Origin of the sequence: Arthrobacter sp. StoSoilA2, from assembly GCF_019977195.1 — a bacterium.
In the GTDB taxonomy this organism is placed as follows: Bacteria; Actinomycetota; Actinomycetes; order Actinomycetales; family Micrococcaceae; genus Arthrobacter.
The window spans coordinates 4,493,664-4,508,982 of the sequence record NZ_AP024643.1 but is presented as its reverse complement, the minus strand read 5'-3'; the positions used below and the strand labels follow the sequence as shown (position 1 = coordinate 4,508,982).

At 64.3% G+C, this 15,319-nt stretch carries 12 protein-coding genes; 3 read left to right on the top strand and 9 right to left on the bottom strand.

All coding sequences use genetic code 11. The features are described 5' to 3' along the window. Positions 1–183 precede the first annotated feature (183 nt). Positions 184–1,374, top strand: a complete 1,191-nt coding sequence (locus tag LDN82_RS20585) for an NADP-dependent malic enzyme (protein ID WP_224165655.1) — start codon at positions 184–186, stop codon at positions 1,372–1,374. A 189-nt stretch (positions 1,375–1,563) separates the two neighbouring features. Further along, positions 1,564–2,055: a DUF456 domain-containing protein gene (locus LDN82_RS20580; protein WP_224093416.1), complete on the top strand. Its 492-nt coding sequence runs from the start codon at positions 1,564–1,566 to the stop codon at positions 2,053–2,055. A gap of 68 nt (positions 2,056–2,123) precedes the next feature. Here the strand turns inward: LDN82_RS20580 and LDN82_RS20575 are convergent, their stop codons facing one another. Next, positions 2,124–3,071, bottom strand: coding sequence for a polysaccharide deacetylase (locus tag LDN82_RS20575; protein ID WP_224165654.1), 948 nt, complete (start codon positions 3,069–3,071; stop codon positions 2,124–2,126). Continuing rightward, entirely contained in the window at positions 3,068–4,642 is a 1,575-nt protein-coding gene (locus tag LDN82_RS20570; protein WP_224165653.1) for a cytosine permease, read from the bottom strand. Before LDN82_RS20570 ends, LDN82_RS20575 begins: the two co-directional genes overlap by 4 nt. A 109-nt stretch (positions 4,643–4,751) precedes the next feature. Between LDN82_RS20570 and LDN82_RS20565 the strand changes: the two genes are divergently transcribed. Further along, entirely contained in the window at positions 4,752–6,254 is a 1,503-nt protein-coding gene (locus tag LDN82_RS20565) for a PucR family transcriptional regulator (RefSeq protein ID WP_224165652.1), read from the top strand. A gap of 84 nt (positions 6,255–6,338) precedes the next feature. Here LDN82_RS20565 and purU read toward each other — a convergent pair whose 3' ends face one another. Genes purU through glyA form a run of 7 tightly spaced genes read right to left on the bottom strand, consistent with a single transcriptional unit; the run spans position 6,339 to position 15,208 of the window. Continuing rightward, on the bottom strand, positions 6,339–7,238 hold the full coding sequence (gene purU, locus LDN82_RS20560; protein ID WP_224165651.1) for a formyltetrahydrofolate deformylase: 900 nt from the start codon (positions 7,236–7,238) through the stop codon (positions 6,339–6,341). Between the two features lie 2 nt (positions 7,239–7,240). Further along, on the bottom strand, positions 7,241–8,632 hold the full coding sequence (locus LDN82_RS20555; RefSeq protein ID WP_224165650.1) for an L-serine ammonia-lyase: 1,392 nt from the start codon (positions 8,630–8,632) through the stop codon (positions 7,241–7,243). Further along, positions 8,632–9,276, bottom strand: a complete 645-nt coding sequence (locus tag LDN82_RS20550; RefSeq protein ID WP_224165649.1) for a sarcosine oxidase subunit gamma family protein — start codon at positions 9,274–9,276, stop codon at positions 8,632–8,634. The genes LDN82_RS20555 and LDN82_RS20550 overlap by 1 nt, the downstream gene beginning before the upstream one ends. After that, a complete protein-coding gene (locus LDN82_RS20545) occupies positions 9,269–12,214 on the bottom strand; it encodes a 2Fe-2S iron-sulfur cluster-binding protein (protein WP_224165648.1) in 2,946 nt (981 codons plus the stop codon). The genes LDN82_RS20550 and LDN82_RS20545 overlap by 8 nt, the downstream gene beginning before the upstream one ends. 2 nt (positions 12,215–12,216) lie before the next feature. Next, positions 12,217–12,588: a sarcosine oxidase subunit delta gene (locus LDN82_RS20540; protein WP_224093433.1), complete on the bottom strand. Its 372-nt coding sequence runs from the start codon at positions 12,586–12,588 to the stop codon at positions 12,217–12,219. 17 nt (positions 12,589–12,605) lie between these two features. Then, on the bottom strand, positions 12,606–13,826 hold the full coding sequence (locus tag LDN82_RS20535) for a sarcosine oxidase subunit beta family protein (protein ID WP_224093436.1): 1,221 nt from the start codon (positions 13,824–13,826) through the stop codon (positions 12,606–12,608). Beyond that, positions 13,823–15,208 carry a serine hydroxymethyltransferase gene (gene glyA, locus LDN82_RS20530; protein ID WP_224165647.1) on the bottom strand — a complete coding sequence of 462 codons (1,386 nt, stop codon included), beginning with the start codon at positions 15,206–15,208 and terminating at the stop codon, positions 13,823–13,825. The genes LDN82_RS20535 and glyA overlap by 4 nt, the downstream gene beginning before the upstream one ends. Positions 15,209–15,319 lie beyond the last annotated feature (111 nt).

Genomic DNA, 15,319 nt, shown 5'->3' with positions numbered 1-15,319 from the left:
AATCGTCTCTCTTGGTATTGAATCTTGTACCCTCCGGGCTTCCCTACGCTGGAAAGACCGAAGCGGCTAGCAGCCCAACCTGCAGATGCACCTTCCGGGCCAGCCACCCTTGGTCCGAACCAGCAGTTCTGTTCCTGCCCGAACCATGCCGTGGGTCCACGGCTAGCCTGAGGAGACAAAGACGTGTCCATTGAGACAATCGCTACTGACAACGACGCCTTGGTATTGAGCGAAGAAGAGATCTTCGCAGCACACGAGGGCGGCAAGCTGACGATTTCCAGCACCGTTCCCCTGAACAACAAGCGTGACCTTTCCATCGCGTACACCCCGGGCGTCGCCCAGGTTAGCCGCGCAATCCACGCCAACCCCGAGCTTGCCCGCACCCACACCTGGGCTGAGCGCCTGGTTGTTGTCGTCAGCGACGGCACCGCCGTACTGGGCCTGGGCAACATCGGCCCCAGCGCTTCCCTCCCGGTCATGGAAGGAAAGTCTGCCCTCTTCAAGTCCTTCGGCGACCTCGACTCCATCCCGCTGGTTCTCAACACCACCAACGTGGACGAGATCATCGAGACCCTGGTCCGCCTCCGCCCGAGCTTCGGTGCAGTGAACCTCGAGGACATCTCCGCGCCGCGTTGCTTCGAACTCGAAGAGCGCCTCATCGAAGCACTCGACTGCCCCGTCATGCACGATGACCAGCACGGCACCGCCGTCGTGGTTCTCGCGGCCCTGACCAACGCTGCCAAGGTGACCAAGCGCGAACTTTCCGGCCTTAAAGTAGTTGTCTCGGGCGCAGGTGCCGCCGGCATTGCCATCGCCGAGATTCTTCTTGCTGTTGGCATCGAGGACGTCATCCTGCTCGACTCCAAGGGTGTGGTCAACGCTGACCGTGCCGACCTCGTGGCCGATCCCGGCAGCGTCAAGGCCCGCATGGCGCAGCGGACCAACCCCCGCGGCGTCACAGGTGGTCCCGGCGAGGGGCTGACCGGCGCCGACGTTTTCGTAGGCGTCTCCTCCTCCAAGCTGGACGAAGAGCACCTGAAGTTGATGAACGATCAGTCGATCGTGTTCGCGCTGTCCAACCCGGACCCCGAAGTACTCCCCGAGGTTGCCCAGAAGTACGCGGCAGTTGTCGCCACCGGCCGCAGCGACTTCCCGAACCAGATCAACAATGTGCTGGCCTTCCCCGGCATCTTCCGCGGCGCCCTCGACGCCAAGGCCCGCCGCATCACGCCGGCAATGAAGATCGCCGCTGCACGAGCCATCGCAGAGCTGGCCGAGGAAGACCTCTCCGCTGACTACATCGTGCCGAGCCCCCTGGACGCCCGTGTAGCACCGGCTGTCACCGCGGCAGTTGCCGCAGCCGTGACCGAGTAGCGGTAACCAACTAAAAACCGACGACGGCGACGACTCCCAGGCAGGGGAGCGTCGCCGTCGTCGGTTTGTTAAGGAGCAACGCGGGGTCACATACGGCCCGTGTTGCCCCGTCGGATGGGCCGTAAGTGACCTCGCGTTGCACGTTGGGGGGGGGGGGGGGGGGGGAGGGGCCACACCTAGACTGGGGCCATGAACGCCGAACTCGTTGTGACCATCCTCTGCGGCCTGGCTATTGCCGTGGGTGTGGCCGGAACCATCATCCCTGTCCTCCCGGGAAGCATCCTCATTGGGGCGAGCCTGCTCGCGTGGGCCATTTGGGGTGGTGCGGGAACGCTCGGCTGGGTGATCTTCGCCATCGGCATGGTGTTCGTGGTGGCAGGGATGGCCGCCAGTGCTGTGCTCACAGGGCGAAAGCTGAAACAGCATGGGATTCCCAACAGGTCTGTGCTGATTGGGATAGTCCTTGGCGTCGTGGGGATGTTCGTGATTCCAGTGATCGGGCTCCTGGTGGGGTTTGCCGTCGGGCTTTTGCTGAGCGAAGTCCAGCGGACCCGTGACTTCCGGACGGCCGTCCGCTCAAGCGGCGCCGCGCTGAAGGCCACCGGCATCGGGATTCTCGTGGAGTTCGGCCTCGCATGTGCCGCCGCGAGCACATGGGTCATCGGGGTGTGGCTGTCCTAGTTCACCGAGATGGCAAAAGATGACAATCCCAGGGCCTGGGATTGTCATCTTTTGCCATCTCGGCGGGACTAGCGGAGGCTGGGTACCCGCACCTGGGCTGGACGGAATGAAGCACCGGCTCCTGGGAACAAAGGGACGTCGATCCGGGCGTGGGTGTGGATTTCCTGAACCGTGTCCTTCGTGTGCTGTGCGATCTCAGCAAGCGTGGTGACCCACATACCTTCGAGGCCCTTGACCCGTTCGATCAGCTGCTCCAACGCGACGGCCCGGGACGGCCTGCCGGAGATGAACGGGTGGTTGGTCAGGACGAAGCAGCTGCCCTGGGCGTGGTGCGCCTGGGCCTCGAGCGTCCACATTTCCAAGGCTTTGGCCGGGCTTTCAATGACCCCGCTGCCCGTGATGCCGGGGTAGAACGCGTACTGCTCCCAGTCGTCCAGGGCCCAGTCCACAGGAATTTCCACGATGTCCCGGGGATCATCCCCGGCCACTGACATGCGGTAGGGGGCATCGCCGTCGAGAAGGCTTGAGTCATACAGGAAGCCGCGGTCCGCGAGCAGCGCGGGAGACTGCCAGTTCAACTCCCACCACGGAGCCCGGTAGCCCACGGGCCGAACACCGGCGACATTGGCGAGAGCCTCCAGGCCGCGGTCCAGGTAACTGGCTTCGGTTGCGGCGTCGATTCCCTGCATGGGCTCGTGAAGGTAGCCATGGTGGGCGATTTCGTGCCCACCGTCAGCGATCTTGCGCACCACGTCCGGGTAGCTCTCCGCCGTGAAGCCGGGGATGAAGAACGTTCCCTTGATGCCCTGGCGATCAAGGATCTGAAGGAGCCGCGGGACTGCGATCTTTGGGCCATAGGACTGGTGGCTCATGAGGGACATGCGCCGGGTGCTGGACGGATCGTGGGCGATGGTGCAGGACTCGGCATCGACGTCGAAGGTGAAGGACGCGGCGGCCTTGAAGCCCTCTGGCCAGGTGATCGGGTGCAGGGAGTCCGCGAAGGCGGGCTGGCTCATGCTGTGGTCCTTTCGGGAACGACGGGAGTAGCTGATGCGGCCGACGCACTGGCGGAGACGTGGTTTTCGTCCGCGAGGACGTATTTCCGGTGCGCCCGCGGGCCGAGGATTGCGTAAGCTGCTGCGCTGGTAAGTCCGCCGGCCAGCCACGAGAGATCCCAGCCACCAAGTGCCACGGCGATGGGGCCTTGCATTACGGGTATCAGCCCGTACATGAACAGCCAGGTGCAGAAGATGCCGACCAACAGGGAGACGATGCCGGCCCAGTTGATCACGGGGAGGCGGCGTGTGCCGACGCCGTCGAAGAGCCGTTCCACCTTGCCCGGCCAACGCTTCTCCAGCCAGAAATAGTGCACCAACATGACGCCGCCCCAGGCAGCTACCCACGCCACGAGGCCGATCAGCCAGGCGTCCAGTACGGAGGCGAAGTCCTCCTGGAAGATGAAGAACACCACGGCGAGGAGCGAGAAGACGCCCACGAACAGGTTGAGCTTGCGACGATTGATGTTGATATCCAGGGCCTGCGTGGCCACGGAGAAGGTGTAGATGTTCAAGATGTTGGTGGCGATGGGGCCATGCAACACCATGAGGAGGACGGGAAGGGCAAGGACTCCGAAGTTCTGGACGATCAGCTTGCCGGGGTCGATCTCGCCGCTGTTTGTCGCAAGGCTCGCGCCGAGGACACCGAGCCAGACCACGGGAATGAACTGGCCAAGGACCGAGGCCAGGTAGACCTTGCGCTTGGGAACCGAGGTGCTGACAAAGCGCGAGTAATCCGCGGCGTAGGTGAACCAGGTGATGCCCCAGCCGATGCCGATGGCAGTCATGACCGCACTCATCGCCGCGATCCGCTCGGATCCTTCAAGAATGTTGCCGGCCGGACCTGCGTAACCCCAGTCGATCTTCATACCGAACCATGCCACGGCGGACATGACGGCCAGGATGATGATGGTGGGCGGAACGGTCCACTTTTCAAAAGCGGCGATGGCCTTGTAACCGAACCAGGCGATGGCAACCTGGGCGGCCATGATGACGGTGGCCACGCCGATCTTCCAGGCGTAGTTCTTTTCAGTGGGGTCCACCCAGCCCAGCGTTCCGAAGAGCGCCATGACCAGGTCCAGGATGATCCATGTATTGACCGCGCACCAGCCGATGACCAGGAGAGCCTGGATGGCGGCGGGGAGATAGTTGCCGCGACGGCCGAACGCGGCCCGGGCAAGCACCATGCCGGTGGCACTGGTCTTTTGGCCGAGGAGGACGAAGCAGCCAAACAGCAGCATGCCGATGAGGTTGCCGAGGACGAGCACAAACACAGTATCGGCGAAGCCGAGGCCGAGGTGGATTCCGAGTGCGCCCAGCACCCAGTTGATAGGGGCAAGGTTGGCGCCGGCCCAGATCCAGAACTGGCCCGAGACCTTGCGCGTGCGGTCTGACTCGGGGATGGGCTGCAGCCAGGCTTCGCTGTCATGGGCCGGCGCCGTTGCCGGAACTGACTGCGATGAGCCTGACTGCGATGCGCCTGGCTGCGATGCGCCTGGCTGGGGTGAGGCAGGGGAGAGGTTGTCTTGCATGAGGGGGAGCCTCCGTGTGTGAAAGGGACTCTTTCAGCGTATGTGCCACAGATCACAGCAACAAGATACGATGTGTCTAAAGAAACTGCATTCGACCATACGGAGTGTCATGCCTATCCTTCTGGGCCAGGCCTTGGAACGTGAAAGCCTCAAAGCCGCTGAGCCACGCCTGCTTAATTCAGTGGCGGACGCCCTGACCCGCCCCGTCCGATGGGTGCACTCCAGCGAGGTTTTGGACATTGCTCCGCTCCTCAGCGGTGGCGAACTGCTCCTCAGCGGTGGCCAGGCGCTTGCCCTTGAGAGCTCCGGGCGGCAAGCCGAATACGTCCGGGAACTCGCGGCACGCGGGATTGCGGCACTGGCACTGGAGACGGGCCCGGCCCTGCCCCAGGTGCCGGCCGGCATGCTGGAAGCCGCCGAAGCCGCAGGCCTACCCGTTATTGAATTGCGTCACGTTGTACCGTTCGTCGCCGTCATGCAGGAGATCAACTCACTCCTGGTCAGCGAGTCCGTCGAACAGCTTCAACGCGGCGACCAAACCAGCCACGCGATGGCCGCCGAACTCGCCCATGGCGGCGGACTTGACCAACTTCTGGCTGTCCTGGCGGAAAGGACGGGTGCCAGCGCGCGGTTGGTATCGCCGTCGGGCCTTACCCTGGGTTCGGCAGCAGGCTCCGCAGCAGGTTCCGCACCAGGCTCAGCGCCGCCGGTGGAGGACCGCGGGCTCATCACAGTTGATGTGCCTGTGCGTGGCGTCCTCGCCGCCCGCTTGGAGCTGCGAGTGCCCGACGACGGCGACAGCGGCCTCGCGCGCGTGGCGGGAGAGCGGTCCGTGGACATTCTTGGCCTGGCCCTGTTGCAGCGGATGCCGCCGGGATTGAAGGAATTGGCGGGCATCGAACTGATGCGGGCCATCAATTCCGGGAGCCAATCGTGGCAGCTCCAGCAGCTCGGGCCGGCGTCGGGTTTTCCCGCCAATGGCCCTGTTGCTGCGCTGGTGATCCGCTCCACGGGTGCCGGGCATCTCCGCTCGGCCTTGGATTCATTGCTGCGTGCGAACGTGCCGCACAGCGCCAGCTATGCAGATAATGCGGAGCTGATCGCACTCGCGTCCGTTGGCGATGGCGCTGCGACCCGGGCTGCCTTGATGGACGCGCTCAGGGCATTGGAGACGCCGGCCGGTTCAGCGATAGCGCTTGGCCCGGTGGGCAAGGGGATCGATGAGGCCCCGTGGTCGCTGGCCGAGGCTCGCCGGACCTTGGACCTGGATTTGGCGGAAGGTGGCGTGGTGGATGCTGAAGCTTTCGCCGTGGAACGCCTCGCCGAGGAACATCTGGACTCAGCCACCCGGGAAGGGTTCGTTCAGCGGCAGCTGGGGGCCGTCGTCGAGCATGACCAACTGCGGCGATCCGAGCTCCTCCGGACGCTGACCGTCTGGCTGGACACCGGCTGCAACACAGCCCAGGCCGCACGCGAACTGCACCTGGAACGGCAGTCCATGCACCATAGGCTGCAGCGGATCTTCGAGCTGTGCGGGGGAGATCCGCGTGGAACGGGACGGCTCGCGGCCCTGCATGTGGCTGCGCGGTTGGCTCGCCTGCAGAACCTTTAAACGCCAAAACGACGGCCCGCTGCGCACACGACGTTTTAATACGTCCAATGCGTAGCGGACCATCGAAATGGGGCGCGCAAGGCCTTACTTCAGCACAATCGTCCTGTTCCCATTCAGGATGATCCGCCCTTCGCAGTGCCAACGAACGGCGTTGCTGAGGGCCTTGCACTCCGTGTCCCGACCGGCGGCTACGAGATCGTCCGGTCCGAACGTGTGATCCACCTCAACCACCTGCTGGGAGATGATCGGGCCCTCGTCCAGCTCGCCGTTGACGTAGTGGGCGGTGGCGCCCACGGTCTTCACTCCACGGGCGTAAGCCTGGTGGTACGGCTTGGCACCCTTGAAGCTCGGCAGGAACGAGTGGTGGATATTGATGGCGCGCCCGTCGAGCTTGCGGGCGAGATCGTCGCTGAGCACCTGCATGTACCGGGCCAGCACAACGAGTTCCACGTCCAACTCGTCGATGATGTCCAGCAAACGCGCTTCCGCCGCAGGTTTGGTCGCGGCGGTGACAGGGACGTGGAAGAAGGGAATCCCGTGCCACTCAGCCAAGCCCTGGTGGTCCGTGTGGTTGGACACGACGCCCACCACATCGATCGGCAGCTCACCGATCCGCGCACGGAACAGCAGGTCATTGAGGCAGTGCCCGAACTTCGAGACCATGATCAACACGCGACGCTTGGACCCCTGGCGTTCCAGCTGCCAGTTCATGTTGTACTTCTCGCCCACAGGGGAAAACGCAGCCCGCAGCGTGTCCACGGTTGATTCGTCACCGGAGGAAGCGAAGTGCACCCGCATGAAGAAGTGGCCCTCGGCACGGTCACCGAACTGCTTGTTGTCGATGATGTCGCAGCCATGCTCCAGCAGGAAGCCGGACACAGCGTGCACAATGCCGGGACCTTCAGGGCAGTCCAGGGTAAGGACGTGCTCCACGGTGGTTTCTTCGGCAGGGGTAACAGAGGTTTCAGTTTGGATGGCAGTCATGGCTAGCACTCCACTACGTTGACGGCGAGGCCTCCACGGGAGGTCTCCTTGTACTTGGATTTCATGTCGGCGCCTGTCTCGCGCATGGTCTTGATGGCTTTGTCCAGGGACACCTTGTGGCTGCCATCGCCGTGCAGGGCAAGGCGGGCAGCGTTGATCGCCTTGACGCTGGCGATGGCATTGCGTTCGATGCACGGGATCTGCACCAGCCCGCCTACGGGATCGCACGTGAGGCCCAGGTTGTGCTCGATGCCCACCTCGGCCGCATTCTCCACTTGCTCCGGCGTCCCGCCCAGAACCTCGCAAAGACCAGCGGCGGCCATGGAGCAGGCGGAACCCACCTCACCCTGGCAGCCAACTTCGGCGCCGGAAATGGACGCGTTGATCTTGAACAGAATTCCGACGGCGGCTGCCGCGAGCAGGAACCGCACGACACCGTCGTCGTTGGCCCCCGGAACAAACTTGGTGTAATAGTGCAGCACGGCCGGCACAATTCCGGCGGCACCGTTGGTTGGCGCGGTGACGATCCTGCCGCCGGCCGCGTTTTCCTCGTTGACGGCAAGGGCGAACAGGTTTACCCATTCCATGGCGAGCAAGGGGTCCGCTGAGGATTCGCCGTTCAGCTCGGCGTCGGTCTCGGAAAGCTTCTTAAACAACGACGGCGCCCGTCGCCTGACCTTCAGACCTCCAGGAAGGATTCCCTCGGCAGAGCAGCCGTTGTCCACGCATTCGCGCATGACGGCCCAGATGCTGAGGAGGCGCTCCCGGAGCTCGTCCTCGGATCGCCACACCAGTTCGTTGGCCAGCATGACATCGGAAATCGACATGCCCTCGCGTGAACAAATAGCGAGCAACTCGTCAGCAGTGGAGAACGGGTAGGGGAGCACGGTGTCATCGGCTACCACTTTGTCCGTGCCCGTGGCGTCCCCATCCACCACGAAGCCGCCACCGATCGAGTAGTAGCTGCGCTCACGCAGTACTGCCCCGGTGTGGTCAAGTGCCCGGAACGTCATGCCGTTGGGGTGTGCCGGAAGGGACTTGCGGCGGTGGAGGACCACGTCCTCGTCCCAGTTGAAGTCCACCCGGTGGTCGCCACCCAGGCGCAGTTCGGCGTCGAGGGCAGCTGCGGCCACCTGGTCATCAGCCGTTTTGGTGTCGACAGTTTCGGGTGATTGGCCCTGCAGCCCCAGCACCACGGCTTTGTCGGAGCCGTGGCCCCGGCCGGTGGCGCCCAGGGAGCCGAAGAGCTCAGCCTGGACGCGCACCGTGGCCGGAAGCTGGCCGGACGATTCAAGACCGTCCGTGAACTGCTTTGCCGCCCGCATCGGGCCGACCGTGTGTGACGACGACGGCCCGATGCCAACAGAAAACAGGTCAAGCACACTCAGTGCCATTAGGGGACCTCGGGGGAGGCGTACTCCCGCATGGCATCAAGAAGCCAGCGTCCCAGGAAATCGGCAAACGAGGCCCGGGGAAAGATCCGGTAGTTCTCGTCCGAGGTCTTCCAAAGCATTACGGGGATGTGTGCGAGCTCCGTTGAGACGGCGGTGCCTGCCTTGAAGACGCGGGGGTGAAGGTCCAGCGAGCACGTCTTTTCGAGCACAGCGCGGGCGTGGCTGCCGGAGAGCTCGAACGTGGTGCGGTTGGCGGACAGGTCCACCACCTGACCTTCACCGTTGCCCAGTGCCTTGGTCAGATCGCTGACCAAGGAGCCGCCGAGTGAGTCATGGGACTCCTCCGGAGCGACTACCAGGAACTCGGTGGGGCCAAGCCAGAGTGTGTTCACGGAACCGGCCTCCGTCACTTCACCACAAGTGGCAGGCAAGCCGCCGGTGATGGAGGCGACGCGGGCACCGGCGTCGGACGTTCGCTCAACCCGGATACCCACCATGGCCTGGTACGGGATTTCCTTGAGCGTCACCGTGCCCGGCACTGAGCCGGAGGTGAAGGCGTCAGCGAGGTGCTCGGCCGGGCTGCGGCGGGCTCCCCGTACGCGGTCGACGTGTGCGGTTTCTGCTGGTGTTGCTGTTTCAGCCATCTTTGCGGGTCCCTTCAGCATCGAAAAGTACGGTTTCGCCAACAACCACGTCCACCAGTTGGTCTCCCACCGAGGCCACGAGGGTCTCGCCGATGCGGTTGCGGCCGTTTTGGATCAGGGCCAGGCCGAAGGATCGGCCCAAAGCGGCACTGTGGTAGCTCGAAGTTACGAAGCCCTCCATGGGGACGGGTCCGTATGCCGGGTTGACCGGGATGCCCTTCTCCACAAGCTGCGTGCCTTCGGGCAGCCTCAGCGAGTGGTCCACGGGAAGGACGCTCACCAGGTGCTTGCGGTCCTCGCGCTTGGCATCCTCACGGAGGTAGGAGCGCTTGCCGATGAAGTCCTTGGCCTTGGAAACAATCCAGTCCATGCCGGCGTCCTGCGGGGTGACCGTGCCGTCGGTGTCCTGCCCGACGATCGGGTAGCCCTTCTCGGCGCGGAGCACGTGCATGGTTTCCGTGCCGTACGGGGTGATGTTGAACTCAGCACCCGCGGCGGCAACGGCTTCCCAGGTGTTCAGCCCGTACCAGGACGGAACGTTGATTTCGTAGGCCAGTTCACCGGAGAAGGAGATACGGCAAACGCGTGCCTGCACTCCCGATGCCAGCGTGGTTTCGCGGAAGGTCATGAACGGGAAGGCTTCAGCATCCAGGCCGCCGTTTTCGGCGAGCTGCGGGGCAACCTTCGCGATCACTGCACGGGACTTGGGACCAACGACGGCGATGGTGCTCCACTGCTCCGTGACGGAGGTGAAGACGACGTCCAGTTCGGGCCACTCCGTCTGGTGCCACTCTTCCAGCCAATCCAGCACCTTGGCAGCGCCGCCGGTGGTGGTGGTCATGAAGTAGCGGTCCTCGTCCAGGCGCAGGGTCACGCCGTCGTCGAAGATCATGCCGTCCAGGGTGCACATGACACCGTAGCGTGCGGATCCCGGTGCGAGTTTCTTGAAGGCGTTGGTGTACACACGGTTCAGGAATTCGCCGGCGTCCGTGCCGCGGATCTCGATCTTGCCCAGCGTGGTTGCGTCCATGAAGCCCACGGAATCGCGGACTGCTGCGCATTCACGCAGGACTGCCGTGTCCATGTCCTCGCCGGACTGCGGGTAGTACCAAGGGCGCTTCCACTGTCCGACGTCTTCGAACAGTGCACCCTGGGCAACGTGCCAGGGGTGGATGGAGGTCACTCGGGCGGGATCGAAAAGCTCCCCGCGCTGGCGGCCTGCCAATGCGGCGAATGCGACCGGGGTGAACGGTGCGCGGTAGGCGGTGGTGCCGATCTCGCCGACGCCGGGTACGCTTTCCGCGCCGCCGAACTTCAATGCAGCGGCGATGACGCCGATTGCGTTTACGCCGGAGGTCTTGCCTTGATCGTTGGCGGTGCTGATGGAGGTGTACCGCTTCACGTGTTCCACCGAGCGCATGCCGGCGCCCGTGGAGCGAAGGACGTCAGCCACGGACTGGTCACGCTGGAAGTCAACGAAGTGGTGGTGCCACTCGCCAGGTTCGCCTTCCTGGCCGGGAACCAGCCACAGCTGCCGTGTCGGCGCACTAGCCACAGGTGCCTGCAGGTCCACCGGGGTGGTTGCGGACTCAAAACCAGCAGCGATGGATGCTGCCGCTCCAGCCGAGATGCCCTCTGCGAGGCAGTCCTGGAGTTCGTAGCTGCCGCGGCCTGCGCCAACTACCTGCTGGTCCCGAACCACCGTGGACGGAACAAACGCAGCGAGCTCGTCGTCCCAGCGCAGCTTGCCTTGGCGCTGGCTGTGGAGGTGCACCACCGGGCTCCAGCCGCCGGAAACAGCAAGGAGATCTGCGGCGATCTGCTCGACGCCCGAGGTGAGTTCGCCGTCGTCGTTAATGCTGCGGACGGTGACGCCGTTGAGGCGGCCCTTGTCATCGGCGCTCGTGTCAGCAACCGCGCTGCCAATGAGGACCCGGATACCGGACTCGACGGCGGCAGCGGCCTTCGCGCTGATCTGCGGACGGGCATCGACGACGGCGGCAATCGCCACGCCTGCTGCCTTCAGGTCTGCGGCGAGCAGGTAAGCGGAGTCGTTGGTGGTGCTGATGACGACGCGTGAACCGGCCGCGACCGCGTAGCGGTTGAGGTACGTGCGGACAGCCGAGGCGAGCATGATGCCCGGGCGGTCGTTGTTCTCAAAGACCAGCGGACGCTCGTGGGCACCCGGTGCCAGGACAACCTGCTGTGCGCGGATGTGCCAGATACGCTGACGCGAAACGCCCGGCGCGGCCGGAACGGTCAGGTGATCCGTGCGGTTCTGCGCTGCGATGAAGTAGTTGGAATCGTAGGAACCGAAGGCAGTGGTGCGGTTCAGCACGGTGCATTCTTCGGCGGAGACCAACTCGGCTTCCACATCGGCAACCCATTCCAGGGCAGGCTTGCCCTCGATGGTTTCCTGCAGGCCTTCGGCCGTGGAACCGGAGAGCAGTGCACCGCCCAGTTCGGGCTGGTCGTCGATCAGGATGACGCGGGCACCGGTGCGGACTGCTTCACGGGCGGCTGCCAGGCCGGCAACACCACCGCCGACCACCAGGACGTCCGTGTGGACGTACTTCTTGTCGTACTCAGCCTTGTCCTCGGCAGGGTCAAGCTTGCCCAAACCGGAGAGCAGCTCAACGTTCATGCCGTCCACGAGTGAAACGGCGGTGGCGGGGAGCATGGATTCGGCAACGTGGCCCGGGAAGCGGGGAGCGATCTTGACCAGGGCGTTGGATTCCTCCACGCCGGCGGCCATGATGCCGCGGGGGCGGTCCTCGTAAAGGGAGTTGCCTGCGTTGATGTGGCCGTTGGCCAGCAGCGCCGAGGCGATGGTGTCGCCGGGGTGGCCGGTGAATTCCTGGCCGTCCACAGTGAAGCGCCAAGCGATGCTGCGGTCAATGCGTCCGCCAGTGGCGAGGCGTGCGTTCTTGCTGGTCACTTCTAGACTCCTTCCGAGGAGGTGGGGGCGGCAGTGGCCGTCGGGGTGGTGGGGGCGCCGGGGGCGAGGCCTGCTCCGCCGGCCTGGCCGTACTCGCCGGTTGTATCCGGGCGGGGCTGTCCCATCGCGTAGATGGAGTGGATGTCGTAAGTCACGGTGTCCCGCAGCATGTTGAACCACTGGCGGCAGCCTGTGCTGTGGACCCAGCGTTCTGCGAATGCACCCTTGGTGTTCTCGCGGTAGAACAGGTACTCGGCCCACTCGCGGTCGGTGAGTTCGTTCGGGTTCTCCGGGTAGGCAACGTGCGCCTGGCCGCCGTAGTGGAATTCGGTTTCGTCGCGTGGCCCGCAGTTGGGGCATGAAATGAGAAGCATGTCTTTTCCCGTCCTTATTAGTGGGCCACGGCTGCGGCGCCGTGTTCGTCGATGAGCGCTCCGGTTTCGAAGCGTTCCAGGGCGAAGGGCTTGTTGAGCTTGTGCGGGGCGCCGGTTGCGATGGTGTGCGCGAAGGTCAGGCCAGCCGCAGGAGTGCCCTTGAAGCCACCCGTTCCCCAACCACAGTTGACGAACATGTTCTCCACCGGGGTGAGCCCAACAATGGGCGAGGCGTCCAGTGTGGTGTCCACGATGCCGCCCCAGGTCCGGAGCACGTGGGCCCGGGCGAAGATCGGGAAGAGCTCCACGGCGGCTGCCATCTGCTCCTCGATCACGTGGAACGATCCGCGCTGGCCGTAGCCGTTGTAGGAGTCCACGCCAGCGCCCATCACCAGTTCGCCCTTGTGTGCCTGGGACACATACACGTGGACGTGGTTGGACATGACCACCGTGGGGTGGACCGGCTCGTGCAGTTCAGACACGAGCGCCTGGAGCGGGTGGGACTGGATCGGGAGGCGGAACCCGGCCATCTCGGCAAGGACCGAGCTGTGGCCTGCGGCGCAGAGGCCTACCTTTTCGGTGTTGATGGTGCCACGGGTTGTCTTGACGCCCGTAACCCGGTTTCCGTCCTTGATGAAGCCGGTGACTTCGCAGTTCTGGATGATGTCCACGCCGAGTTCATCGCACTTGCGGGCGAAGGCCCAGGCCACGTGGTCGTGCTTGGCGATGCCGGCACGCGGCTGATACGTGGCGCCCATGACGGGGTAGCGGATGTTGTCGCTGGTGTTCAGGATGGGGCAGAGTTCCTTGACCTGGTCCGGCTCCAGCCACTCTGCGTCCACACCATTGAGGCGGTTGGCGCCCACGCGGCGCATGCTTTCGCGGACATCGCCCAGGGTGTGGGCAAGGTTCATTACGCCGCGCTGGCTGAACAGGAAGTCGTACTCCAGCTCTTCCGGCAGGATTTCCCACAGCTTGAGGGCGTGCTCGTAAATCGCAGCGCTCTCGTCCCAGAGGTAGTTGGACCGGATGATGGTGGTGTTGCGGGCCATGTTGCCACCGGCCAGCCAGCCCTTTTCAAGGATGGCGATGTTGGTCATGCCGTGGTTCTTGGCCAGGAAGTAGGCCGTTGCCAGGCCGTGCCCGCCGCCGCCGACAATAACGGCGTCGTACGAGGATTTCGGTTCCGGGTTGCGCCAGAGGAAGTCGGGGTGTTCGGGGAGGTGGTCCGCGCTCACTGGGCTGCTCCAATCATTTCTTCGAGTTCAGCTGCGGCGTCCTTGCCGTTGCTGAGGTGTGGGTAAAGCGGGAACTTGTCGGCCAGCGCGCTCACGCGGCGGCGGAGTTCGACGGCGGTCGCATCGTCAAGGGTGACGTCACCATCGGTGCCTGCTTCGGTTCCCTCGCCGTTGGTGCCGCTGTTCGCTGCGGCGATCAACGCCGTCGCAATGATGTCCGAGACTTCGGTGAAGTCCTCGGCGCCGAAGCCGCGGGCTGCGAGGGCGGGGGTGCCGATGCGCAGGCCCGAGGAAACCATCGGCGGGCGGGGGTCGAAGGGGACGGCGTTGCGGTTGACCGTGATGCCGATGCGGTGCAGCGTGTCCTCGGCCTGCTGGCCATTAAGGACGGAGTGGCGGAGATCGGCGAGTACCAGGTGGACGTCGGTCCCACCGCTGACCACGGAAATGCCGGCTGCGGCCACGTCGTCCTGGAGGAGGCGCTCGGCAAGGATCTTGGAACCCTCAAGCACACGGACCTGGCGTTCCTTGAACTCCGGCTCGGCAGCCATCTTGAACGCTACGGCCTTGGCTGCGATGACGTGCTCCAGCGGGCCACCCTGCTGTCCGGGGAAGACTGCGGAGTTAACCTTCTTGGCGATGTCGGCGTCGTTCGTCAGGATGACGCCGCCGCGGGGACCGCCCAGGGTCTTGTGGGTGGTGCTGGTGACGATGTGGGCGTGCGGGACCGGGCTCGGGTGCAGTCCAGCTGCGACGAGACCCGCGAAGTGGGCCATGTCCACCATCAGGTAGGCACCCACGAGGTCCGCGATGCGGCGGAACTCTGCGAAGTCCAGGTGGCGGGAGTACGCGGACCAGCCGGCCACGATCAGTTGCGGCTTGTTTTCCAGGGCGAGGCGCTCCACCTCCGCCATGTCGATGGTGTGTGTGTCCTCCTGGACGCCATACGGGACAACCTTGTACAGCTTGCCGGAGAAGTTGATGCGCATGCCGTGCGTCAGGTGGCCGCCGTGGGCGAGGTTCAGGCCCATGATGGTGTCGCCAGGGGTGATCAGTGCGTGCATTGCGGAGGCGTTTGCCTGGGCGCCGGAGTGGGGCTGGACGTTGGCGAATTCTGCGCCGAACAGGGACTTCAGGCGGTCGATGGCCAGCTGTTCGATCACATCAACGTGTTCGCAGCCGCCGTAGTAGCGCTTGCCCGGGTAACCCTCGGCGTACTTGTTGGTAAGGACCGAGCCCTGTGCTTCCATGACGGCCGTGGGGGCGAAGTTCTCAGAGGCGATCATTTCCAGCGTGGACTGCTGGCGGATGAGTTCCAGGGCGATCGCCTGATCGACCTCCGGGTCCGCCTGTGCGAGCGGGCGGATCAGCGGTTCAACCATGGTGTTCTCCTTCAAAAGCTTGTCTAGTGGCCGACTGTTAGGCAACTGATATATTAGAACTATTGCCATAGTATGTTGAAGATCACAAGGTCGTCAACAGGTCTGCGGCAA